This window comes from Streptomyces sp. NPDC111606 (assembly GCF_055656945.1).
Genome location: NZ_JBVKBY010000006.1, coordinates 470918 through 493688 on the forward strand (window position 1 = coordinate 470918; position 22771 = coordinate 493688).

Below are 22771 nucleotides of genomic sequence, written 5' to 3' on the forward strand. Positions count from 1 at the left end.
CGGGGCTTCGCCCGGTGCGGCGGTGGGGGCCCTTCCCGCTCGAGCGAAGCCGAGAGTGGGGGAGCGTGCCAGGCGTCGCGGGGCAGGCGGGACTTTGCGGACACGGCCTAGGGCCCCTAGGGGCCATCCTAGTGAGTGCCGGGCCGGACCAGCCCCGTCTCATACGCGAGGACGACGGCCTGAGCGCGGTCCCGCAGGTACAGCTTGGCGAAGATGCGGGCCACGTGGGACTTCACCGTGGCCTCGCTCAGCGTGAGGTAGGCGGCGAGCTCCGTGTTGGACAGGCCTCGGCCCAGGAGCGTCAGGACCTCCAGCTCGCGGGGTGTCAGGGAGGCCAGGTCGGCGTGGACGGCGGGGGCGTGAGCGGTGGGGGTGGAGGCGAAGCGCTCGACCAGCCGACGGGTGATGGTGGGCGCCAGCAGGGCGTCACCGGTGCCGACCAGTCGTACGGCGGCCGCGAGGTGCTCGGGCGTGACGTCCTTGAGGAGGAAGCCGCTCGCGCCGATCGACAGGGCCGTGTAGACGTAGCGGTCCAGGTCGAACGTCGTCAGCATCAGCACCCGGCAGCCCGGCGCCTCTTCGAGGATCCGGCGAGTGGCGTCCAGGCCGTCCATGGTGGGCATGCGGATGTCCATCAGCACGACGTCCGGGCGCAGTTCGCGTGCCAGCGACACCGCCTCCAGGCCGTCCGCCGCCTCGCCGACCACCTCGATGCCGCGTACGGTCAGGATCAGCCGGAAGCCGGTCCGGATCAGCGTCTGGTCGTCGACGATGAGGACGCGGGGAGTCGGCTCGGTCTCCGGTGTCGTCATGACGGGTCCGGGGAGCGGTCCACGGGACGGTCCAGCGGGATGCGTGCCCGGACCCGGTAGCCGCCGCCCAGGCGCCGACGGGCGTCCAGATCGCCGCCGTACACCGCGACCCGCTCCCGCAGGCCCAGCAGGCCGCGCCCCGTTCCCTCCCGGTGCCGCTGGAGGGCCCGGCGGGGCGGCGCCGGCGTCGCGCCGCCGGTCAGCACGCTGGGGCCGGTGTTCAGCACCTCCACGCGCAGCGCGCGGTCCGCGTAGCGCACGGTGACCTCGGCCTTTCCGCCGTCGCCGTGCTTGAGCGCGTTCGTGAGCGCCTCCTGGATGATGCGGTACGCCGTCACGTCGATGCCTTGCGGAAGGGGGCGGGGTTCGCCGGAGATCCGGACCTCGACGGGCTGCCCCGCGAACGAGACGCGGTCGACGAGTTGGCCGAGCCGGTCCAGGCCGGGCTGCGGGGTGAGGTCGGCGGGGGTGGTGGTGCCGCACGCGTCCCGGCCCTCGTCCGAGTCGTCGTCCTCGCCGCTGGGTGACGGTGCCAGCAGCCCGAGCAGATGCCGTAGATCCGTCATCGCGCCCCGCCCGGCGTCCTCCACCGCGCGCAGCGCCGCCGAGGCCTCGTCAGGCATGGTGCCCAGTACCTCGCGGGCGGCTCCGGCCTGGACGACCATGAGGCTGACGGTGTGGCTGACGATGTCGTGCAACTCGCGGGCGATACGGTCCCGTTCGGCCGTCACCGCCGCGCGGGCCGCGCTTTCCCGCTCCCGCTCCAGCAGCCAGCCGAGCTCTCCGACGGCCTGCAGTCGGCGGCGCCGCGTCCGCAGCAGCGCGACGGTCAGCACGAGTACGGCCGCACCCGCCGCCGCCGCCGTGACCCAGCCAGGTTCCCAGTCCCCCATGGGGATCACCCTGACAGACGATCACCGCGAACGCATCGGCCCGGAGATGCAGGCCCTGCATCCGGAGGATGAGGTGCCCGGCGATGTGCCATCCGGGGAGGGATGTCAGGGCGTCGGCCTGCCTCGTAGCGTCCTGTCCATGAGCAGTGAAGACAGCAGGGGAGAGACCGTCGTACGGCTCGACGGCGTGCGCAAGGAGTACGGCGAGACGAACGCCCTGGCCGGCGTCTCGTTGGAGATCCGGGCCGGGGAAGCCGTGGCCGTGATGGGCCCCTCGGGGTGCGGGAAGTCCACGTTCCTCAACATGGTCGCCGGGCTGGACCGGCCGACGGGTGGCACGGTCGTCGTACACGGGGAGAACGTGGGGGAGCTGAGCGAGAAGGGGCTCGCGCTGTACCGGCGGCGCCGGATCGGTATGATCTTCCAGTTCTTCAACCTGATCGACGACCTGTCGGCCCTCGACAACGTGGCGCTGGCGGCCCAGTTGACCGGCACCCCGGCCCGGCAGGCCCGCCGTCGTGCCCTGGAGCTGTTCGGCGAACTCGGCATCGCCGACCGGCGCAACGCCTACCCCGCCGTGCTCAGCGGCGGCGAGCGCCAACGCGTCGCAGTCGCGAGGGCGTTGATGAACCGCCCCGCCCTGCTGCTGGCCGACGAGCCGACCGGTGCCCTGGACAGCCGCTCCGGCGAGCAGGTGATGGACCTGCTGCTCGACCTCAACCAGATCGGCCAGACACTGATCCTGGTGACCCACGACGAGCATCTGGCCCGGCGCTGCGCCAGTCGTCTGATCCAGTTCGCCGACGGCCGGGTGACCGGCGAGCACACCCTGGAGCCGTCCGTATGAGCGCCGTGTGGCGCGCCGCTCGGGCGGCGGTACGGCGGCGCAGACTCCAGACGCTCGTCATCGCGCTGGTCACGCTGACCTCGACGGCGGCGATGGTGGTGGCCCTCGGCCTGCTCGACGCGGCCTCCGCCCCCTTCGACAAGGCCTTCGCCGAACAGCGCGGCCCGCACGTCGTCGCCGCCTTCGACCCCGCCGAGGTCTCCGACGCGCAGCTGACGCAGGCCGCTCGGCAGCCCGGCGTCGAGGCCGCCGCGGGCCCCTACGCGCAGGCCACGGTCGAACTCCCCGACGGCAGCATGCACTTCGGGCTCGGCAACGAGATCACGGTCGTCGGCCGCGCCGACCCCGACGGCCCAGTGGACCGGCTGGACCTGTGGGCCGGCCGATGGGCCACCCGGCCCGGCGAGGTCGTCCTGAACCGGCAGTCCGACTGGACCGCGGACGACCTCGGCAAGCGGCTCCCGATGCCCTCGGGCGGCCCGGACCTCACCGTCGTGGGGTTCGCCTTCGACCTGAGCCGCACCGCGGACGCCTGGGTCGCGCCCGAGCAGATCGACGCCCTGCACCCGACGGTCACCCAGATGCTGTTCCGCTTCCCCGACGCCGCCACGGACGACGCGCTGCGCGCACAGCTCGCCACGGTGACCGAACAGCTCCCGGCGGACGCGCTCGCCGCCTCCCGGTCGTATCTCACCCTCAAGCACCAGGTGAGCAGCTCGGCCCGGGCGTTCACGCCCTATCTGATGGCCTTCGGCATCCTGGGCATCGCGGTCGCGATCCTCATCGTCGCCAACGTCGTCAGCGGTGCCGTGATCTCCGGCTTCCGGCACATCGGCGTGCTGAAGGCTCTGGGGTTCACCCCGGGCCAGGTCGTCGCCGTGTACCTCTCGATGATCTCCGTACCCGCGGTCCTCGGCTGCGCGTTCGGCACCGTGGTGGGCAACCTGCTGGCACGCCCGTTCCTCGGGTTCGTGTTCACGGGCCCGGACGCGGGGGTGTTCCACGACACCGTTGCGGTCGCGCCCTGGATCAACGCCCTCACCCTGCTCGGCATGCCCGCCGTCTGCCTCCTCGCCGCGCTCGGCCCCGCGCTGCGCGCCCACCGGATGTCGGCGGCGCGGGCCATCAGCGCGGGCAGCGCCCCACGCGCCGGCCGTGCGCCGGGGATCCAGCGCCGGCTGGCCGGCAGCAGACTGCCGCGCTCGGTGAGCCTGGGGATGGGCCTGCCGTTCGCCCGGCCCGGCCGCAGCGCCCTGACGCTCGCCGCCGTGGTCCTCGGCGTGACCACGGTGACCTTCGCGACCGGCCTGGCGACGACGATGACCCGGTTCGGCGAGGCCGGACGCGACACGTACCAGGTCACCGTGTACGCCTCCAACGTCAAGAACGGCAAGGAGCTCCAGCCGGAGCACGATGACCGCGAACTCCACGCACTCCTGGGCGAGTTGCCCGGTGCCACCGAGGTCACCGCCCGGGCGGACGTCGACGTACGCCTCGCGGGGTCCGCGCACCCGGTGATGCTCGAAGGGCGTCGTGGCGATCGGATTGAGCTGGACAGCGTGCTCACGGCGGGCCGATGGACGCGGGGCGACGGCGAGGTCGTGGCCGGCTCGGCCTTTCTGCGCCAGAACGGCGTGCGGGTCGGCGACCGGGTCAGCCTGGAGAAGGGCAGCCGGACCGAAAAGGTGCTGGTCGTCGGGGAGTTTATGGAAAGCAACGCCCGGATCGTGGTCGGCGGCTGGACGACGCTGACGGCACTTGCCCCGGACGAGCGGCCCATCGCCTACCACGTCGGCCTCCGCGACGGCACCGACCCGAAGGCCTACGCCCGCGCGGCCCGAGCCGCCGACTCCGGGATCACACCCGATGTGAGGGGCGCGAACTCCATCACGCAGACCGTCATCGGCTCGGCCACCGCGCTCACGGTGATGCTCACCGTCGTCGCGTCCCTCGGCGTCTTCAACACCGTCGTCCTCAACACCCGTGACCGCAGACGGGACTTGGGCATGCTGAAGTCGATCGGCATGACCCCGCGGCAGGTCACGGTGATGACGGTGACGTCGATGGCGGTCCTCGGCGCGCTCGGCTCCCTGCTCGGCATCCCGCTGGGCGTGGCGGGCTACGAGCTGGTGATCCCCCGGATGGTGGACGCCGTCGACATCACCCTGCCCGCTTACATGACGGACGTCTGGCGGGCGCCGGCCCTGGCCGGACTGGCCCTGGCGGGCGTGGTGATCGCGGTGCTGGGAGCGTTCGTCCCGGCGCGCAGGGCCGGGCGGCTGACGATCGCGGAGGTGCTGCGGAGCGAGTGACTTCCCCCGGGCGGGCCGCTCGGACCGCATGAGATCGAGCAGGCGCTCTCATGACTCGTCAGTCACCCGGCGGGACATGAAGAGCGCCTGTTCACCGGCCGACTCCGTGCCGTCGTACAGCGAGGTGTCCAGCCCGCAGAAGGAGAAGCCCATGCGGAGGTAGGCGCGAATCGCGGGAGCGTTGATGTTGCTGACCTCGAGCCAGACATGGCCCGCCCCGCACTCCCGCGCGAAGTCGAAGGCGTGGTTCATCAGGGTCCGCCCGATCCCCTTGCCGCGCCACGCCGGAGCGACCTCGATGTCGCGGATGGTCAGGCGGGCGTTCCACGGGGCGAACGAGGTCTCCACCACGCCGCACAGCCGGTCCCCGTCGAAGGCGACCACCGTCCGGTCCGGTCCGGGAGGGCCGTCGTCGTCCTCGCTGCCGTCCTCGGCGGGGAAGACCTTGTGGAGGGGAGGTTGCACGGGAGTCTGCCGGATGCTGAATCCGTCGTCGGTCGCGGCCACCTCGAACACGGAGTCCGTCGTGAAGGACCCGTCGAGTTCCGCAAGGGCCGTCCCGTCCTCGGGCCGCGCCGGCCGGTAGTGGATGGTCCCCGTCGCGCCGAGCACCGTCGTTTCGTCCCCAGTCGTCTCCATGCCACGACCGTACGGCGGACGTGGAGCTCCCGCCCGGACGGGGTGCACAAGACCGTCCGGGCGGGAGCCTCCCTGCGGGCGGGGTCAGCTGATCGGCGCGTACAGCACACCGAGCTTGTCGAGCTCGTCCCCCGACCGGCCCGTGAACCCGACGATCTGCCAACCGGACGGGGCCGTGAAGGTCGTGGTTGCCGAGGTGGCCGTACCGGCGGAGACGGCGCGGCCCCGGTCCGTGGTGAAGGCGGCCGAGAAGATCCGCGTACGGCCGTCCTTCTGGCCCTGCGTCAGCTTTACGGCGGTGAGGTGCTCGCCACCGGCCAGGGTCAGGGACGCCGCCGTGCCACCCGCGCCGCCGTGGGTGAGGGCCGTGCCGCCGTCGTGCGTGAGGGACACCGCGTCCAGGCGGGTGCCGCCGCGCAGGGTGAGGGTGCGCGGGGACACGGACGCCGGCAGGTCGTCCGCGTCGTTGAAGGCCGTGCCGTGCGGGCCGCCGAAGAAGTCGCTCGCCTTCAGGGACGAGTTGAGGGTGTAGGAGAAGTCGACCGTGTGCGGGAAGTGGTCGGAGAGGTGCTTGCCGTCCGAGCGGAGGAACTTCGCCCAGTCGTTGTTGTAGCGGGTGGCGGTCAGGCCCAGCAGCTTGCTGCCGCGGTAGAGGACCTTGTCGACGACCTCGCAGTCATTGGTCGGTGCCGTCGCGTCGCACAGCAGGGCGTCGCTGCCCGCCGCCGGGGGAGTGCCGCCCTTGACCAACTGCACCCAGGCGTCGGTCAGGCCGTTCTCGGCGACCAGTGTGCGGATGTTGTCGCCGGCGCGGGTGTAGCGGGTGTTGGTGTCGCCCATGACGACGACGGCGTTGCCGGACGAGTGGGCCTGGATGAAGTCCGACAGCTGCTCGACGTTGGCGCGGCGCGCGGCGAGGGCGGCGTCGTCGGAGTCGGCGTTGGTGTGGACGTTGTAGAGGTCCACGAACACGCCCTCGGCGAGGCGCACCCGGGACAGCGTGAAGCCCTTCGGGGTCAGGCAGTTCGTGCCGGTGCAGCTGTTCCACCTCACCCGCTCGAAGTCCTCGAAGGAGTGGTCCGAGAGGGTGTTGAGGCCGTCGCCGATGCCCGCGCCACCGCTGGTCGCCGTGCGGTACGGGTGGGTGTCGTTGGCGTACAGCGAGGCGTGGTAGTTGAAGTCCTCCTGGACGTTGACGATGTCGTACGGGGCCAGCCGCTGCCCGATGAGCGGGGTGTTCGTCTCGGGGTCGCTGTCGCCGAGGCCGAGCGGGAGACCCGCGACGTTGTACGTCAGGACGTTGAAGGTGCCGGAGTCGGCGGCCGTCGCGGGCGTGGCCGCGGTCGTGGCGAGGCCGGTGAGGGCCAGTGCGGCGGCCGCGAGGGTGCCGATGAGTCTTCTCATGGTGGGGGAGTCTCCGGGGTCGACGGGGGCCAGGAAGATGAGCGCTGTTCAGGTTCTGTGTCAACGAGGGTGACGCACAAGGGCCGTTGGGGAAACAGTGAGGGGCGCGGCGTTCCGCCGCGTCAGGGGCACCCGGCCGCCACTCGCCGCTCGTTCAACGTTCATGTTTCGCCTTGATCCTCCACACACGGCGCAGCAGCGCCGTCGAAGGCAGCGGCATCCAGGAGGCCTTTCATGGGACACGGGCACGCGCACGGTCATCACCATCACGGACACGGCCATGACCACGACCACTCGCACGACGCGGCGGCATCCGCCCTGCCCGCCGCCTTCGACACCGCCGTGCCCGACGATGTCCTGACCCCCGAGCAGCAGTCGCGCCGCACGCTGCTGCGCCGGGCGGGTCTGCTGGGCGCCGGGCTGGCCGCCGGCAGCGTCGTCGCCCCGGCCACGGCCGCTGCCGCCACACCCGCCGCGTCCTCGGCCCCGGCCTCGGGCGGCCGTAGACCGAACGGCTTCCTGTGGCTGGCCGGTGACCACCACATCCACACCCAGTACAGCAGCGACGGCAAGTACCGCGTCGTCGACCAGGTCCGTCAGGGCGCCAAGCACGGCATGGACTGGCTGGTCATCACCGACCACGGCAGCACCACCCACGCCAAGATCGGCGTCGAGAAGGTCAACCCGGACATTCGGGCGGCCCGGTCCGCGTACGAGGACACACTCGTCTTCCAGGGCCTGGAGTGGAACATCCCGGCCGCCGAACACGGCACCGTCTTCGTGCACCCCGGCAAGAACGAGGTCTCCGTCCTCAAGCAGTTCGAGAACGACTACGACGGCAGCGTGAAGAACGCCGGTGACTCGACGCCCGCCAACGAGGCGCTCGCCGTCGCCGGGCTCAACTTCCTTGCCGAGCAGGTGGAACGGCGCAAGGTCCAGGACGCGCTGATGCTCGCCAACCACCCGGCGCGGCGCGGTGTCGACTCCCCGCACGAGATCCGCGGCTGGCGGGACGCGGGCGGTACCCGGCAGATCGCCATCGGCTTCGAGGGCGCCCCGGGCCACCAGGCGGCCGGCCTGCCCGCACCCCTCGGCATGGCCCGCGCCCGCGGCATCTACGACAACAACCCCGGCGCCAACTCCTTCGCCGGCTACCCCCTGGAGAGCTACCGCACCTGGGGCGGCTTCGACTGGATGACCGCGACCGTCGGCGGCCTGTGGGACAGCCTCCTCGCCGAGGGCAAGCCGTGGTGGATCACCGCCAACTCCGACTCCCACCAGGTGTACGGGGACACGGCCGCGCGCGGGGGCGGTGACTTCAACGCCAACGGGCGCTACGACGACCCGGTATACGCCGGCCAGATCGACATCACCCAGGGCGACTACTGGCCCGGCCAGTACAGCCGTACGCACGTCGGCGCCGACGGCTTCTCCTACGCCGCCGTCATGGACGGCATCCGCGCGGGCCGCATCTGGGTCGACCACGGCCAGCTGCTCAGCGGCCTCGACGTCCGTGTGATGGGCGGCCGCCGCTGGGCCACGCTCGGCGGCGCCCTGCACGTCAGGAAGGGCACGAGCGTCACCCTGACGGTCGACGTGGCGATGGCGGGCGGCCCCAACTGGGCCGGTTTCGTCCCCAAGCTGGCCCGCGTGGACGTCATCAAGGGCGATATGACCGGCCCGGTCGCGGACAGGGACACCTTCACCGCGCCGACGGCGAAGGTGGTCAAGTCGTACGAGGTGAACAAGTCGGCCGGCGTCGTCAGCCTCACGTACGACCTCGGCAAGGTCGACCGCCCCGTCTACGTCCGCCTGCGCGGCACCGACGGCAACCGCGGCGCCGTCGGCGCGATGGGCGCGGCCGTCGACCCGGCCGGCCCGGCGATCGACGTCGTCGGCGACGCCGACCCGTGGCGCGACCTGTGGTTCTACACCAACCCGGTGTGGGTCCTGCCCTTGTGACACCGTACGTTCTGAGTGTGGACGCGGGTGTCAGGGACCTCCGCAGCGCCGACCACCTGCTCCACTCCCTGGCGTCGGAACTCGCCCTCCCCGAGGGCACGTTCGGCTGCACCCACCTGGTACGGGGAGCCCGCCCGAGGGTCGTCGTCTCCCTCACCCTGCCGTCGGAGCCGCTCCTGCGTACCGCCCAGGAGCGGCTCACGGCCGGCGGATACGAGGTGTCACCCGGCCCACCCGACACGGTGGGCCGGGCGGTGCTCTACCCGGGCGCCCCCGGCCTCACCGGCACCCTGACGATCGCCGAACTACTGTCCCGTTCGGCGATCGACCGGGTGACGGTCCTGGGCACACCGGGCCAACCGTCCCCGGCCACCCGGCTGATCACCGGCGACCACGTACGCCCGCAGTGGCAGAACGACGAACTCGTTCTGACCACCATGCCGGCGGTGGGCGGCACGCTGGTGCCCTTCGAGGTGGCGGATCCCACGCCGTGCTGTGCGGATCACTGACGGGTCCGTCACTCAGCGGTCGAGAACACGAACGAGAACTCCGTCGGCTCCGCCTTCAGGAAGTACTGCGGCAGCGGGCCCGGACCGCAGGACTGCGAGCCGATGCCGTGCTGCCCGTGGTCGAGGTTGATCCAGAGCGTGTCACCCGGCGTGAGGTCGGTCGGATGACGGGCCGCGTCCAGCTGCTCGTTGGTCCAGCGGCGGGCGCTGAACCAGAACTCCGGGTCACCCTCGATCCTCAGTCCGCCGAGTTCGGCCCAGCGGACGTCGGCGCGGGCGCCGTTCTCCTGGGGCCGTACGTACGGGGTGTGCAGGGTGTCGATGCTCGGCAGCCACTGACCGAGCCGCGAGGCGGCACGGGTGTCGGGGTACGCCTCGCCGCCGCCACCGAAGTACAGGACCTCCTGCGCGGCGTCGGCAGACAGGCCGAAACGGACGCCGAGGCGGGGAAGCGGAACCGTCCAGTGGCCCTCGGGAGTCACGGACACCGTCAGTTTCAGCAGGGCGCCGTCGGACGTCCAGCGGTACACCGTGCGCAGGCCCAGGTCGGCGGCGGCGGGTGCCACCCGGGTGCGGACGGTCAACGCGTCGTCGGCCAACTCCACGGCGTCCAGCCGGTGCTGCATGCGGTGCAGGCCGAGCTTGCGCCACAGCACGCCGTAGCGCGTGTCGTCCTGCCAGGACGCGCCGTCGTCGTTGTCGGTCGTCGCCCGCCACACGTCCAGGCGCAGCCCGGTCACATCGAGGCCGCAGATCGTCGTCGGACGCCCCGAGCGGGCGTCGAAGGCCGCCGGGCCGAGGGCGATCAGCCGCTCGCCGGGCACGGGCCGCTGCGAGGCGGCGACGGTGACGGGCGTGCGGGGGGTGACGGTCTCCTGGCCCCACGCCACCTCGTGGCCCTTGGGCCCCCACGGCGTGTCCTCGGCGAGCAGCGCGCGGACCGTCCACTGGACGTCGTCGCCGTTGCCGTCGGGCGCGGCCGCCGGCAGCTTGACCTCCGCCGACTCACCCGGCGCGAGCGGCGGCACGGTGAGCGTGTGGGCGCCCGTGGGGAGTCCGTCCACCTGGTGCGAGAACTCGAACTCCAGGTGCGACAGATCGCCGAAGTCGTACGCGTTCGTCACCCGTACGGTGCCGTCGGCGCCGTCGCCCTCGATGCGGACCGGCTCGATGACCTTCTTGTACTCGACGAGTCCCGGGGAGGGGGTCCGGTCCGGGAAGATCAGGCCGTCGCAGACGAAGTTGCCGTCGTGCAGCTCCTCGCCGAAGTCGCCGCCGTAGGCGTAGCCCAGCTCGGGGTGCTTGATGCCGTGGTCGATCCACTCCCAGATGAAGCCGCCCTGGAGCCGGTCGTGCGCCTCGAAGATCCGCTGGTAGTCGGCGATGCCGCCCGGACCGTTGCCCATCGCGTGCCCGTACTCGCACTGGATGAAAGGGAGTTCACGCCTCTTCCCCGCACCCCCGTCCAGGCCCCGCCCGATCCGCTCGACCTCCTCGTGGGAGGCGTACATCCGCGAGTACACGTCCGTGTCCCGGCAGTTCCAGTCGCCCTCGTAGTGCACGAGCCGCGAGGCGTCCCGGCCGTGGATCCACTCGGCCATCGCGGTGAGGCCGCGCCCGGTGCCGGCCTCGTTGCCGAGGGACCAGAAGACGACGGACGGGTGGTTCTTGTCGCGCTCGACCATGCGGGCCGCCCGGTCCAGGAGGGCCGGGGTCCAGCGGTCGTCGTCGACGGGGTTGTCGCGCCAGCCCTGCTCGGTGAATCCGTGGGTCTCCAGGTCGCACTCGTCGATGACCCACAGGCCGTACTCGTCGCACAGGTCGAGGAAGGCCGGGTGCGGCGGGTAGTGCGAGGTGCGCACCGCGTTGAGGTTGTGCCGCTTCATCAGCAGCACGTCCGCCCGCATGGTCTCCACGTCGAGGGCGCGGCCCCGCTCGGGGTGCCACTCGTGCCGGTTGACGCCCTTGAAGAGGATCGCCTTCCCGTTGACCTTGATCAGGCCGTCCTCAAGGGCGACCGTGCGGAAGCCGATGCGCAGCGGCACGCGCTCGCCGGCCGTGACCAGCTCGCCCTCGTACAGCTTCGGAGCCTCCGCCGACCACGGCTCGACCGGGACCGTCACCGGCTCGCCGGTCGCGACATCGATGTCGAGGCCGGGCACGGACACCCGCCCCTCGACGTCGGAGTCGACGCGCAGGGTGCCCTCGCCCGTGGTGTGGTCGTAGGAGGCGTGCACGAAGAAGTCGCCCGCCGCGCCCGCCGGGCGGTGCAGCAGCGTGACGTCACGGAAGATGCCGGGCAGCCACCACTGGTCCTGGTCCTCCAGGTACGAGCCGGCCGACCACTGGTGCACACGGACGGCGAGCACGTTGCCGGCCGGCTTCAGCAACTGGCCGACCGCGAACTCGTGCGGCAGGCGGGAGCCCTTGAACTCGCCGAGCTCCGTGCCGTTCAGCCAGACGCGGGCGCAGGACTCGACGCCGTCGAAGCGCAGCACGGCGCCGCCGTCGTCCGGGGCGGGCCAGTCGTCCGGCAGGTCGAAGACGCGCAGGTGGTCGCCGGTCGGGTTCTGGGTCGGCACGTGCGGCGGGTCCACGGGGAACGGGTAGAGGTGGTTGGTGTAGATCGGCGAACCGAAGGCGCCGTCGCCCTGCAGGACCCAGTGGCCCGGGACCGTGACCTCGGCCCAGCCCCCGGCGTCGTATCCCTCCCCGGCGAACGAGTCGTCCTCGGCGTCGGCGGTCGCCGACAGACGGAAGCGCCAACTGCCGTTCAAGGACAGGGACTTCGCGTCCGAGGAGGCGTACCAGGCGCGGGGCGGGAGGGCCCCGCGGCCCGGGGAGACGTCCTCGACGTAGTCGACGGAGTCAGTGGTGCGGAAAGACATCGGTCTCCAGCTCTTGGGAATGAAGGCGTCAGCCCTTGATGCCCGTCTGTGCGATCCCCTGCACCAGCCAGCGCTGAAGGAAGAGGAAGACGAACACCAGGGGCAGGATGGAAACGGCCGTGGCCATGAAGATCAGATGGAAGACCACGGTCTGGTTGGTCATATAGCTGGAGAGTGCGACCTGGACGGTCCACGCACTCGGATCCTGCCCGATGACCAGCGGCCACAGGAAGGCGTTCCAGCCGTTGATGAAGGTGATGGTCGCCATCGCCGCGAAGAAGTTGAGCGAGTTGGGTACGACGACACGCCAGTACGCGCCCCAGTAGCCCAGGCCGTCCATGCGTGCCGCCTCCTCCAGTTCCTTGGGGAACCCCAGGAAGTACTGCCGAAAGAGGAAGCAGGTAAAACCACTGAACAATCCCGGAATGATGAGACCCCGGTAGGTGTCCACCCAGCCGAGCGAGGAGACCAGCACGAAGCTCGGCACGAAGGTGACCGCGGTCGGCACCATCAGCGTGCCCAGGACGGCGTAGAACACCTTGTTGGCGTGCTTGTACGGGATGCGGGCCAGGCCGTAGCCCGCGAGGGAGCACACCAGCAGGACGCCGACGGTGTGCAGGGTGGCCACCACCGCCGAGTTCCACAGGGACTGGGCGAACGGGACCGTCCCGTCGCTGAAGAGCTCGCTGATGTTGCCCCACTGGACGTCCGTCGGGAAGAACTTCCAGTTCTCTCCGGTGATCTCGGCGTCGGTGGAGAGGGCGTTGCGGACGAGGATGTAGAACGGGATCAGGAAGAGGAAGGCAGCGACGCCCGTGGCGATGTAGAGGCCGGTGGAGCTCATCACGCCGCCACCGCGCCTGACCGGGCCGGGCGTGTCCGACTTCGGCGCGGAGCCCCGCGCCTTGGGGATGGTGGTGGTCACTTGGACTCGTCCCCCCTTCCGAAGCCCATGATCTTGCCCTGGAGCAGGGTCACGGCACAGATCAGCACGGTCAGGATCAGCGCGCCCGCGCTGCCGGCACCGTAGTCCTGGCTCTCGCCCAGGGCCTTGTAGTACAGCTCGACGAGCGGCGGACGGCCCCAGGTGGTCTTCGACAGCAGGTTGTAGAACTCGTCGAAGGCCTGATAGGCGGCGATGAGCAGCAGCAGGATCACCGCGGTGGACGTGGCGCGCAGCTGGGGCAGGGTGATGTACCGGAAGGTCTGCCAGCCCGACTTGGCGCCGTCGATGGCGGCGGCCTCGTACAGTTCCTCCGGGATGTTCTGCAGCGCGGCGATGAACAGGATCATGTAGAAGCCGGACTGCAGCCACAGCCGGGCGGTCACGATGACCAGCCAGTACCAGGGCGGGTTGGGGTCGATCAGCCAGGCGATGTTCTCGATCCCGAACCAGCCGAGGAACGTGTTCATCAGGCCGAAGCGGACGCCGCTGAAGATGGACATCTTCCAGATCAGCGCCGCGGCGACATAGCTGACCGCGGTCGGCAGGAAGAAGACCGAGCGGAAGAACGCCCGCATGAAGCGCATCCGGTTCACCAGCAGGGCCAGACCCAGCGAGAGCGCCCAGGTGGTGGGCACGATGAACGCGGCGAAGACGGTGAAGGTGCCGAGCGAGCCGACGAAGTCGTCGTTCGTCAGCATGTACGTGTAGTTGTCGAATCCGACGAACTTGTCCGGCGTGACGGTGAAACGGGCCTCGAAGAAGCTCAGCCAGAGGCTCCAGAGGATCGGCGCGTAGACGAAGATCGCCAGACCGATCAGGAACGGCCCGGTGAAGAGCCAGAAGGCGAACGTGGGGCTGCCCCGCAGACCCCGCCGCGGCTTGGCCGGGGAGGCCTTCGCCGGGGCGGAGCTCGCGAGGTCGAGCTTGGTGGTCGTCGACATGTCGTGGTCCGTCCCGCGGCCTATCCGAACAGCTTCTTGAGCTCGCGGTCGACGGCCGCGTCGCACTTGTCGAGGGCGGCCTCCGGGTCCATGTCCTTGCGGACACAGTTGGCGAAGACGTCCTCGAATGCGGTGCGCATGGCCTGGGTCCAGCCGATGTTGTCGAAGTGGCCGAACTCGTTGAAGAGCCGGACGCCCTCAGCGGCGTTGCCCGACTTGAGCTTGGTGGCCTCCTTGGCGAGCGAGGTGCGCGGCGGGATGTGGAAGCCGTAGGAGGTGGCCCAGTCCTCCTGGTACTCCTTCTGGTCGAGCCACAGCCACTTCACGTACTCCTTGGCCGCGTCGACGTTCTTGCCCTTGGCGTTGACGAACATCGACCAGCCGCCGTTGTAGACCGACTGCTTGCCGTTGTCCGTGACCTTCGGGAAGGGGAAGACGCCCCAGTCGTCGCCGAGCGCGTCCTGGATCTGCGGCATCGCCCACATTCCGCAGAACTGGATGGCACACAGGCCCTGGTTGAGCGAGGAGGGGTCCCAGGACTCGGTCGGGGCGCCGAGGAGAAGGTCGCCGCTGGTGAACAGCCGGCGCATCTTCTTCAGGCCCTCGACGACGCCGTCCGTGTGATAGGCGATCTCGTTCTTCTCGGTGAGGTGCTCGGCGCCGGCCGACCAGATCAACGTGTCGTTGACGCTGTGCAGGTCATTGCCCATGTACAGGCCCTTGACCTTGCCGGTGGTCAGCTTGGCCGCGGCCTCCATCAGCTCGTCGAGCGTGGTCGGCACCTCTACCTTGGCCTTCTCCAGCATCGACTTGCGGTAGAAGAAGAACTGCGGGTCGTCGATCATCCGGACGCCGTATATCTTCCCGTCGACCGTGTGCGACTTGATGTCGGCCGGGTTGAAGTCGTCCTTGACCGGGTTGATGATGTCGGTCAGGTCCGCCACCTGGCCGCTCTTGACCATCTGGATCTGCGGGTGGAACTCGAAGAGGTCCGGCGCGTTGTCGGTGAGCAGGGCCGAGAAGAGCTTGCTCTCGAAGTCCGCGCTCGTGATCCACTGCGTGGTCACGTTGGCTTCCTTGTACGCCTTCGCGTACCGCTTGATGGCCTGCTCGGTGCCCGCCTCGCCGTACGCGTGGAACATCTGCACGAGGCTGGTGCCCGAACCGGACCCGCCCCCGCGTCCGTTGTTGCCGCCGCACGCGGCAAGCCCGCCCGCGGCGGCCAGACCCATCGCGGCCCGCAGAACGGTTCGGCGGTCCCAGTTGCTGTTGCTCGATGCCGACATGCTGACGTCCTTGTCTCGAGTACGGCTCGGCCCTGTGCCTGGCTGGAGCGGCTCAGCGCCAGATGGCTCAAAGGGGGTTGCGGTGCCGGACGTTAACCTTCGGCTAAGGCTTCGGCAAGGGGTTGGACGAAGTCTGTGCGAAGCGTTGCGCGGCGTTCGGGATACCGGACATGACGGGCCGTCAGGGCGTCCCCCGGCGCGCCCCTGAGCGGTCACGCAGGCGGTGCGGTACGGCTCCTCGCGGGCGTGGCGCGCTTGGCGGGCGTCCTCTGGCCCACCGACTGCAGGGCACCTTCGAGGGCGAACGTCGCCGCGCCCAGGCACACCGGATCGGTGGGGATGGGGGAGAGGACGATCTCGGTGGCCGCCATCGGGCGCGGCAGCGCGTGCCGGGCGACGGCCTCGCGGACCTTGTCGACCAGGGGCTCACCGAGGGCGGCCGCGACCCAGCTGCTGAGCACGACCACCTCGGGGTTGAACAGGTTCACCAGGTCGGCGATGCCGGCCCCGAGGTAGCGCACGGTGTCGCGAACCACCTCGAGCGCCACCGGGTCGCCTCCCCGCAGTCCCCGGGCGAGCGCGTCGATGGTGGCCGTCTGGTCCTCCGTGTGCAGCAGCGGGCTGTCGCCGCTCAACTCCCGCAGGGTCAGCATGATCCCGGACGCGCCGACATACGCCTCCACGCAGCCGTGCCTGCCGCACCGGCACAGCCTGCCGTCCAGCACGATCGTGGTGTGACCCCACTCGCCGGCGCTGTTGCTCACCCCCCGGTGCAGCCCGCCGCCCAGCACCAGTCCGGCGCCGACGCCGGTGCCGAGGTTGACCACCACGGCGTCCCCGCGCCCCCGTGCGGCCCCGAACCACAGCTCGGCCACCGCGGAGGCACGCAGCGGGTTGTCCAGGTACAGCGGGTAGGCGATGTGCTCGGTGAGCAGGTCGAGCAGCGGCACGTCGTGCCAGTCCCAGTTGGGCGCGTACTCCGAGAAGCCGGTCGCACGGTCCACCTGCCCCGGCACGCTCACCCCGACGCCGAGCACGCGCGCGCCCTCCACGCCTGCCTGCGTGACCACCGAGCCGACGGCGGCGGCGACATGGGCGACCACCTGCTCGGGGAGACTCTCGCCGGGGCGGACGTCCTCCTCGGCACGGGCCAGCACGTTCAGCGCGAGGTCGAACAGCTCGACGTGGACGTACGTCTCCGCGATGTCGACGCCGATCAGGGCGCCGCCGGACGCGTTGACGGCGACGAGCCCCCGGGGGCGGCCGCCGGCCGAGTCCTCGAACCCGACCTCCGTGATCATGCGCAGGTCGAGCAGCTCGCCGACGAGCGTGGCGACCGTGGCGAGACTGAGCCCGGTGGCGGCCGCCAGCTCCTGCCGGGAGGTGGGTGACGCGGCGATGATCTGGCGCAGCACCTCGTAGCGGTTCGCGGTGCGGATGTCGCGTGATGTGCCGCGCTTCATCGAACTCCCCTCACGGCATGCCGGTTCGTGGTCGGCACCGGCGCGGCGCAAGGCTATGGCGTGCGGGAATATTCGACAAGGGGTTAGGAAAGGGGGTTTACGAAGTCCCCCGGGCGTTCAGTCACCCAGTATGTCCTGCACGAAGGCGTTGGTGAACGTCCGACCGGGGTCCAGCTCGCGCGCCAGTGCCCGGAAGTCGGCCAGCCGCGGATAGCGCCCGCGCAGCACCTCCGCCGACGTCGTGAACACCTTGCCCCAGTGCGGCCGCGGCTCGAAGGCCTCCAGCGCCTCCTCCAACCGCCGCACCACGGGCAGCACGGCCGCGGTGTCCTCGACCCATGTGAAGTGCAGCGCCACCGTGTCCCGCCCGTAGGAGGGGCTCAGCCACTGGTCGTCGGCGGCGACCGTGCGGACCTCGCAGGTCTGCAGCACGGGGGCGACCGTCGCCCGGACCGCGTCGATCGCGTGCAGCGCGTCCATCGCGTACCGGCGCGGCATCAGATACTCCGACTGCAGCTCGGCCCCGCTGCTCGGCGTGAACTCCGCCCGGAAGTGCGGCAGTCGCTGATGCCACGGCCCCGGCACCCCGAACTGCTCCGTGCAGTTGACCGCCGGCATCCCCGGCACCGGGTGCATCTTCTCGACGGCGGGTGCCGCCCACGGGAAGACGGGCAGCGGCTGGTCGGTGCGCCGCTTGAGCCACACCTGCCGGAAGCCGGGCTCGCGCCAGTCGGTGAACAGGCTCACGCTGTACGCCGATGCCATCACCACCTCGAAAGCCGCCGAGTCCAACCCCTCCAGCGGCAGTTCGGTGAAGACGTGCTGCTCGACGTCGAAGGTCGGCTCAAGGTCGAGGGTGAGTGCCGTGACGACACCGAGGGCACCCAGCGAGGTGACGGCGCCGCCGAACCGCTCGTCGCCCCGCCCGACGGTCAGCACCGCCCCGTCCGCCGTGACCAGCTCCACCTCCCGCACGGACGTGGCCAGCGAGCCGTTGCCGACCCCCGACCCGTGCGTGCCGGTGGCGACCGAGCCGGCCACCGAGATGTGCGGCAGGGACGCCATGTTCGGCAGCGCGAGCCCCTCCGCGTACACCGCCCTGGCGAGCTCGGCGTACCGTACGCCGCCGGAGACCCGGACGGTGCGGGCCGTACGGTCCACGTCGATCACCGGCGGCAGATCGGCGATCGACAGCAGCGTGCCCTCGGAGCCCGGCTCGGCGATCTCGTTGAAGGAGTGCCCGCTGCCCAGCACCCGCACCTTCGCGCTCCCGGCCACCAGGGCGCCGATCGCGTCGAGCGAGGACGGCCGGTGCAGCTCCTTGGCGGCGTAGGTGATGTTGCCCGCCCAGTTGGTCACGGTTTCGGCCATGTGATCGCCCCTCCCGAGGACAACGTCAACCAGAAATTCCCAGGTGGAAACTACCTCGACGGGCAACATGAGGCCCCCCGCCCCCACCCGGAACGGCACGGGGGCATAACGTGAGGAGTCGTACGCCTGAGCCGGGAGGAGACACGGATGGGCAGCCGCACCGCACTGGTCGAGGATCTGATGGAGCGATTCCCGCACGTTCCGCGGGAAGCCGTTTTCAAGGAGGATCTGCTCCGGGGCGGGGTGGCCTTCGACCCCTCCGCCCTCAGCGACAACGAGGACGGCGAGGTCAAGCCGAAGTCGTACTTCATCTTCTCCTTCGACCACGGCACCCTGCCGGAGCTGGGCGAGGCCGCGCTGCGCCGCCCGCCGGAGGAGATCATCCTCACCGGCGGCCCGTACGACCTGCGCCGCACCGTCGTCTCGGTGCGCGTGAACCCGTCGTCGCCGTACCGCGTGGCGGCCGACGACGAGGGTGTGCTCGGCCTCTACCTCGACGGCAAGCGGATCGCCGACGTCGGTGTGCCGCCGATGCCGGAGTACTACCGGCACACCCTCGCCAACGGGAAGTCGGTGATGGAGGTCGCCCCGACCATCCAGTGGGGCTACCTGATCTACCTCACCGTCTTCCGGGTCTGCCAGTACTTCGGCGCCAAGGAGGAGTGCCAGTACTGCGACATCAACCACAACTGGCGCCAGCACAAGGCGGCGGGCCGGCCGTACACGGGGGTGAAGGACGTCGAGGAGGTCCTCGAGGCCCTGGAGATCATCGACCGGTACGACACGGCCAGGACGTCCACCGCCTACACGCTCACCGGCGGCGCGATCACCAAGACCGTCTCCGGCCGTGACGAGGCCGACTTCTACGGCCACTACGCCAAGGCCATCGAGGAGCGCTTCCCCGGCCGCTGGATCGGCAAGGTCGTCGCCCAGGCGCTGCCGCGCGACGACGTGCAGCGGTTCAAGGACTACGGCGTGCAGATCTACCACCCCAACTACGAGGTGTGGGACGAGTACCTGTTCAAGATGTACTGCCCGGGCAAGGAGCGCTACGTCGGCCGCGACGAGTGGCACAAGCGGATCCTCGACTCGGCGGACATCTTCGGCGCCCGCAACGTCATCCCCAACTTCGTGGCCGGCGTGGAGATGGCGGAGCCGTTCGGCTTCACGACGGTGGACGAGGCGATCGCCTCGACGACCGAGGGCCTGCGCTTCTTCATGTCGAACGGCATCACGCCCCGCTTCACCACCTGGTGCCCCGAACCGACGACCCCGCTCGGCAAGGCCAACCCGCAGGGTGCGCCGCTGGAGTACCACATCCGTCTGCTGGAGGCGTACCGCGCGACCATGGAGGACTTCGGTCTGTCGTCCCCGCCCGGCTACGGCCCGCCCGGCCCCGGTAACGCGGTGTTCTCGGTGAGCTCCTTCATGGACAGCCTGCCCGCGGAGAATTCCGCCACCGTGTAGTTGAGACGGACGGGGCCCGCGCCCGTACAAGTGGCTGCAGTTGTGGGGGCGCGACGGTCTGTCATGGCATGTGAACACAGCGCTTGTCAGTTGTGTTGAATACGTGAAAGGCTCATGTCCTGCCGCGAGGTTCCCCCCAACTCCACTGCCAATATGGCGAGTTGACCTCGCATGTGGATGCAGGAGACCCATGCCCGACCTGCCGACTCCCCAGGACGCCACCGAGGCCGCGCTGTTCTCCGAGTGCTGGGACGCCGTGCTGTCGTACGCCGACCTGTGCACGGCGGGTTCCGACGCGGCCAACCAACTGGCCACCGAGGCGTTTTCGACCGGTATACGCGAGGCCCGCGACGTTGAGGCCGGGAACCTCAGGAGCGCGGGCCGCCGCCCGGCCCGACTGCCCCGCATCCCCCTGCTGCTGACCGCCGTACGCACCACGGCGGCCGCCTGGGAGGAGCGCGGGCAGGGCCACAGGCTCGACCCCGACCTGCGCCTGTGGCTCAACTCCGACAAGGCCGCCCGCTACACCGGCCCCCCGCTGCAGCGCCCGCTCGCGCTGCGCGGACTGCGCGACATGCAGGAACCGGACGCGGTCCTGCTGTGGCTGGCCGAGGTGGAGGCGCTGCCGCTGCAGGTGATCGCCCGCCGGCTCGGCCTCGACCCGGCGACCTTGTCCGACGAACTCTCCCAGGTCCGGGGCCTGTTCAGGGACCGCTGCCAGCGCAACCACCTCGACACGCCGATGGCCGCGCGGTGCCGCAGCTACGCCCGTCTCCTCGACGCCGTCACCCGCTCGACCGGCGCCGACACCCCGAACGACCTCTCCCGCCACCTCGCCACCTGCGTGGCGTGCGCCGAGGCCGCAGCCTGTCTGCGCCTGCACGGCGGCGGACTGCCCGGTGCCCTCGCGGGCGGGGTGATCGGCTGGGGCGGCCTCGCCTACCTGGAGCGCCGCCGCCGGGCCGCCGAGGTACGCCTCAGTGGGCGGCCGGACCCGGCCGACGCGGACGGGGGCCCGACCGACCCCGGCGCGCACAAGGCGCGTGTCGTGCGCAGCGGCCTCCTCGTCGCCGCCGTCCTCGTCTCCGCGCTCGCCCTCGCGGTGTCGATGATGCCGGGCGGCTCCACCGGTGACGGCGCCACGGCGGGCGGCGACCCGTCCGACCGGCAACCCGTCGCCGACCCCGGCTTCACCTTGCCGGTCACCGCGGCCACACAGCCCTCCTCGGACTCCCCGGCCCCCTCCGAGAGCGCCACCGGCGGCGGTGACGACTCGCCCGAGCCGTCAAAGCCGAAGAACCCCCGCCCCGGCCCGCAGGGCACGACCTCGGCCACGGCCGGCGAGGACGACCCGGACCCGGCCCCGAGCGAACCGGTGACCTGCAGCGTCGACTACCACCTGGTCAACGAATGGCCCGACGGCTTCCAGGCCACCGTCACCGTCACCACCGAACGCGCCCTGGACAACTGGCGCGTCGCCTGGTCCTTCCGGGACGGCCAGGAGGTCGGCCAGATGTGGGACGCGAGCTTCGGCCAGGACGGCTCCCGCGTCACCGCCACCGCCGCGGACTACAACAGGACCGTCCCCGAGGGCGGCAAGCTCGCCTTCGGCTTCCTCGCCTCCTGGGAGGGCGAGAATTCCCCGGCGCACGACTTCACACTGAACGGACGCGACTGCGCGTAAAACCGGTTGACGGGCCTTCGTGGGGCCGGGCTAGAGTGACGGAAGATCAGGGCGGTGGCCGGATGGCCGCCGCCGTCGAGCGGACATGAGTGAGGAGGTGTCGACCGATGGCTGTCTTTGCGACGAGCGCTGCCCGCATCCAGTTCATCAAGTCCACCTCCGTGGCCGCCGGCTGATCTCACTGACCTCTCCGCGTCCGATGTACGCGGCTGCCGGGGCCACCCTTGTGAAGGGTCACCCGTTGACTTCCACCTCTGTTTTCTCCGCGTTGGCTCCCTACGGCTGGGACTCGGCCTGGGCCGACGCGTTCACCCCGCACGACGCGGAAGGGCTGCTGCCCGGGCGCGTCCTGCGGGTCGACCGCGGGCAGTGCGACGTCGTCACCGCCGACGGTGTCGTACGGGCCGACACGGCGTTCGTCACCCCGCACGATCCGATGCGGGTCGTGTGCACGGGCGACTGGGTCGCCGTCGAACCCGCGGGCAGTCCGCGTTACGTACGGACGTATCTGCCACGCCGTACCGCCTTCGTACGCTCCACCTCCTCCAAGCGGTCCGAGGGGCAGATCCTCGCCGCCAACGTCGACCACGCCATCGTCGCCGTGTCGCTGGCCGTCGAGCTCGACCTCGGCCGCATCGAGCGGTTCCTCGCGCTGGCGTGGGAGTCGGGCGCACAGCCGGTCGTGGTGCTCACCAAGGCCGACCTCGTACCGGACGCGGTGACGCTCTCGCATCTCGTCCAGGACGTGGAGACGACCGCGCCGGGTGTGCCGGTGCTGCCGGTCAGCGCGGTGGACGGGGACGGACTCGAAGTCCTCGTCGCGGTCGTCTCCGGCGGTACGTCCGTGCTGCTCGGGCAGTCCGGCGCGGGCAAGTCGACGCTCGCGAACGCGCTGCTCGGCGAGGACGTGATGGAGGTCCAGGCCGCGCGCGACGTCGACGGCAAGGGCCGCCACACGACCACCACGCGCAACCTGCTCGCCCTGCCGGGCGGCGGGGTCCTGATCGACACCCCGGGGCTGCGAGGCGTAGGGCTGTGGGACGCCGAGACCGGGGTCGGCCAGGTCTTCTCGGAGATCGAGGAACTGGCCGGGCGGTGCCGCTTCCAGGACTGTGCCCACGAGAGCGAGCCGGGGTGCGCGGTGCTGGCCGCGATCGACTCCGGGGAGCTGCCCGTGCGGCGGCTGGAGAGTTACCGGAAGCTGATGCGCGAGAACCAGTGGATCGTGGCCAAGACCGATGCGCGGCTGCGGGCCGAGATCAAGAAGGACTGGAAGCGGAAGGGAGCGGAGGGGCGCGCGGCGATGGAGGCGAAGCGGGGTGGGCGTGGGCGGTGACGGTGCCGGTG

The 22771-nt window shown here is 70.7% G+C and carries 17 protein-coding genes; 7 read left to right on the top strand and 10 right to left on the bottom strand.

Going from position 1 to position 22771, the window contains the following annotated elements; translation table 11 throughout:
- Positions 1–128 precede the first annotated feature (128 nt).
- Complete coding sequence (locus ACZ7M7_RS23670; protein WP_472120036.1) at positions 129–812, bottom strand: response regulator; 684 nt, start codon at positions 810–812, stop codon at positions 129–131.
- Entirely contained in the window at positions 809–1705 is an 897-nt protein-coding gene (locus tag ACZ7M7_RS23675) for a sensor histidine kinase (protein ID WP_472120038.1), read from the bottom strand. Before ACZ7M7_RS23675 ends, ACZ7M7_RS23670 begins: the two co-directional genes overlap by 4 nt.
- 139 nt (positions 1706–1844) lie before the next feature.
- On the opposite strand from ACZ7M7_RS23675, the gene ACZ7M7_RS23680 reads away from it, so the two are divergent.
- The gene (locus ACZ7M7_RS23680) at positions 1845–2552 is read left to right on the top strand and encodes an ABC transporter ATP-binding protein (RefSeq protein ID WP_451172146.1); all 708 of its coding nucleotides are present in this window, start codon (positions 1845–1847) and stop codon (positions 2550–2552) included.
- Positions 2549–4864, top strand: coding sequence for an ABC transporter permease (locus ACZ7M7_RS23685; RefSeq protein ID WP_472120040.1), 2316 nt, complete (start codon positions 2549–2551; stop codon positions 4862–4864). Before ACZ7M7_RS23680 ends, ACZ7M7_RS23685 begins: the two co-directional genes overlap by 4 nt.
- Positions 4865–4912: 48 nt before the next feature.
- On the opposite strand, the gene ACZ7M7_RS23690 is transcribed toward ACZ7M7_RS23685, so the two are convergent.
- Entirely contained in the window at positions 4913–5503 is a 591-nt protein-coding gene (locus ACZ7M7_RS23690) for a GNAT family N-acetyltransferase (RefSeq protein ID WP_472120042.1), read from the bottom strand.
- An 84-nt stretch (positions 5504–5587) separates the two neighbouring features.
- Positions 5588–6907, bottom strand: a complete 1320-nt coding sequence (locus ACZ7M7_RS23695; protein WP_472120044.1) for a jacalin-like lectin — start codon at positions 6905–6907, stop codon at positions 5588–5590.
- 234 nt (positions 6908–7141) lie between these two features.
- Between ACZ7M7_RS23695 and ACZ7M7_RS23700 the strand changes: the two genes are divergently transcribed.
- Both ACZ7M7_RS23700 and ACZ7M7_RS23705 read left to right on the top strand, forming a co-directional pair.
- Complete coding sequence (locus ACZ7M7_RS23700) at positions 7142–8869, top strand: PHP domain-containing protein (protein ID WP_472120046.1); 1728 nt, start codon at positions 7142–7144, stop codon at positions 8867–8869.
- 17 nt (positions 8870–8886) lie between these two features.
- Positions 8887–9378: a hypothetical protein gene (locus ACZ7M7_RS23705; RefSeq protein WP_472120048.1), complete on the top strand. Its 492-nt coding sequence runs from the start codon at positions 8887–8889 to the stop codon at positions 9376–9378.
- 8 nt (positions 9379–9386) lie between these two features.
- Here ACZ7M7_RS23705 and ACZ7M7_RS23710 read toward each other — a convergent pair whose 3' ends face one another.
- The 6 genes from ACZ7M7_RS23710 to ACZ7M7_RS23735 all read right to left on the bottom strand — a co-directional run bounded on the left by ACZ7M7_RS23710 (position 9387) and on the right by ACZ7M7_RS23735 (position 18273).
- Entirely contained in the window at positions 9387–12266 is a 2880-nt protein-coding gene (locus ACZ7M7_RS23710; protein WP_472120050.1) for a glycoside hydrolase family 2 TIM barrel-domain containing protein, read from the bottom strand.
- A 28-nt stretch (positions 12267–12294) separates the two neighbouring features.
- Positions 12295–13191: a carbohydrate ABC transporter permease gene (locus ACZ7M7_RS23715; RefSeq protein ID WP_383603831.1), complete on the bottom strand. Its 897-nt coding sequence runs from the start codon at positions 13189–13191 to the stop codon at positions 12295–12297.
- Positions 13188–14153, bottom strand: coding sequence for a carbohydrate ABC transporter permease (locus ACZ7M7_RS23720; RefSeq protein ID WP_383603828.1), 966 nt, complete (start codon positions 14151–14153; stop codon positions 13188–13190). Before ACZ7M7_RS23720 ends, ACZ7M7_RS23715 begins: the two co-directional genes overlap by 4 nt.
- 20 nt (positions 14154–14173) lie before the next feature.
- Positions 14174–15439: an ABC transporter substrate-binding protein gene (locus ACZ7M7_RS23725; RefSeq protein WP_472120052.1), complete on the bottom strand. Its 1266-nt coding sequence runs from the start codon at positions 15437–15439 to the stop codon at positions 14174–14176.
- Positions 15440–15651: 212 nt separating this feature from the next.
- Positions 15652–16902, bottom strand: a complete 1251-nt coding sequence (locus ACZ7M7_RS23730; RefSeq protein WP_472120054.1) for an ROK family transcriptional regulator — start codon at positions 16900–16902, stop codon at positions 15652–15654.
- A gap of 117 nt (positions 16903–17019) precedes the next feature.
- Entirely contained in the window at positions 17020–18273 is a 1254-nt protein-coding gene (locus ACZ7M7_RS23735; RefSeq protein ID WP_472120056.1) for a D-arabinono-1,4-lactone oxidase, read from the bottom strand.
- A 147-nt stretch (positions 18274–18420) separates the two neighbouring features.
- Between ACZ7M7_RS23735 and ACZ7M7_RS23740 the strand changes: the two genes are divergently transcribed.
- From ACZ7M7_RS23740 to rsgA, 3 genes are all read left to right on the top strand, one after another.
- A complete protein-coding gene (locus ACZ7M7_RS23740) occupies positions 18421–19740 on the top strand; it encodes a radical SAM protein (RefSeq protein ID WP_383603816.1) in 1320 nt (439 codons plus the stop codon).
- Positions 19741–19930: 190 nt separating this feature from the next.
- Positions 19931–21424, top strand: coding sequence for a cellulose binding domain-containing protein (locus ACZ7M7_RS23745; RefSeq protein ID WP_472120059.1), 1494 nt, complete (start codon positions 19931–19933; stop codon positions 21422–21424).
- A 241-nt stretch (positions 21425–21665) separates the two neighbouring features.
- Entirely contained in the window at positions 21666–22760 is a 1095-nt protein-coding gene (gene rsgA / locus ACZ7M7_RS23750) for a ribosome small subunit-dependent GTPase A (protein ID WP_383603810.1), read from the top strand.
- Positions 22761–22771: the final 11 nt, after the last annotated feature.

What these genes read in the sequence shown, in the direction of transcription:
- ACZ7M7_RS23670 (WP_472120036.1), bottom strand. Translation starts at nt 812, where the DNA reads ATGACGACACCGGAGACCGAGCCGACTCCCCGCGTCCTCATCGTCGAC.
- ACZ7M7_RS23675 (WP_472120038.1), bottom strand. Translation starts at nt 1,705, where the DNA reads ATGGGGGACTGGGAACCTGGCTGGGTCACGGCGGCGGCGGCGGGTGCG.
- ACZ7M7_RS23680 (WP_451172146.1), top strand. Translation starts at nt 1,845, where the DNA reads ATGAGCAGTGAAGACAGCAGGGGAGAGACCGTCGTACGGCTCGACGGC.
- ACZ7M7_RS23685 (WP_472120040.1), top strand. Translation starts at nt 2,549, where the DNA reads ATGAGCGCCGTGTGGCGCGCCGCTCGGGCGGCGGTACGGCGGCGCAGA.
- ACZ7M7_RS23690 (WP_472120042.1), bottom strand. Translation starts at nt 5,503, where the DNA reads ATGGAGACGACTGGGGACGAAACGACGGTGCTCGGCGCGACGGGGACC.
- ACZ7M7_RS23695 (WP_472120044.1), bottom strand. Translation starts at nt 6,907, where the DNA reads ATGAGAAGACTCATCGGCACCCTCGCGGCCGCCGCACTGGCCCTCACC.
- ACZ7M7_RS23700 (WP_472120046.1), top strand. Translation starts at nt 7,142, where the DNA reads ATGGGACACGGGCACGCGCACGGTCATCACCATCACGGACACGGCCAT.
- ACZ7M7_RS23710 (WP_472120050.1), bottom strand. Translation starts at nt 12,266, where the DNA reads ATGTCTTTCCGCACCACTGACTCCGTCGACTACGTCGAGGACGTCTCC.
- ACZ7M7_RS23720 (WP_383603828.1), bottom strand. Translation starts at nt 14,153, where the DNA reads ATGTCGACGACCACCAAGCTCGACCTCGCGAGCTCCGCCCCGGCGAAG.
- ACZ7M7_RS23725 (WP_472120052.1), bottom strand. Translation starts at nt 15,439, where the DNA reads ATGTCGGCATCGAGCAACAGCAACTGGGACCGCCGAACCGTTCTGCGG.
- ACZ7M7_RS23730 (WP_472120054.1), bottom strand. Translation starts at nt 16,902, where the DNA reads ATGAAGCGCGGCACATCACGCGACATCCGCACCGCGAACCGCTACGAG.
- ACZ7M7_RS23735 (WP_472120056.1), bottom strand. Translation starts at nt 18,273, where the DNA reads ATGGCCGAAACCGTGACCAACTGGGCGGGCAACATCACCTACGCCGCC.
- ACZ7M7_RS23740 (WP_383603816.1), top strand. Translation starts at nt 18,421, where the DNA reads ATGGGCAGCCGCACCGCACTGGTCGAGGATCTGATGGAGCGATTCCCG.
- ACZ7M7_RS23745 (WP_472120059.1), top strand. Translation starts at nt 19,931, where the DNA reads ATGCCCGACCTGCCGACTCCCCAGGACGCCACCGAGGCCGCGCTGTTC.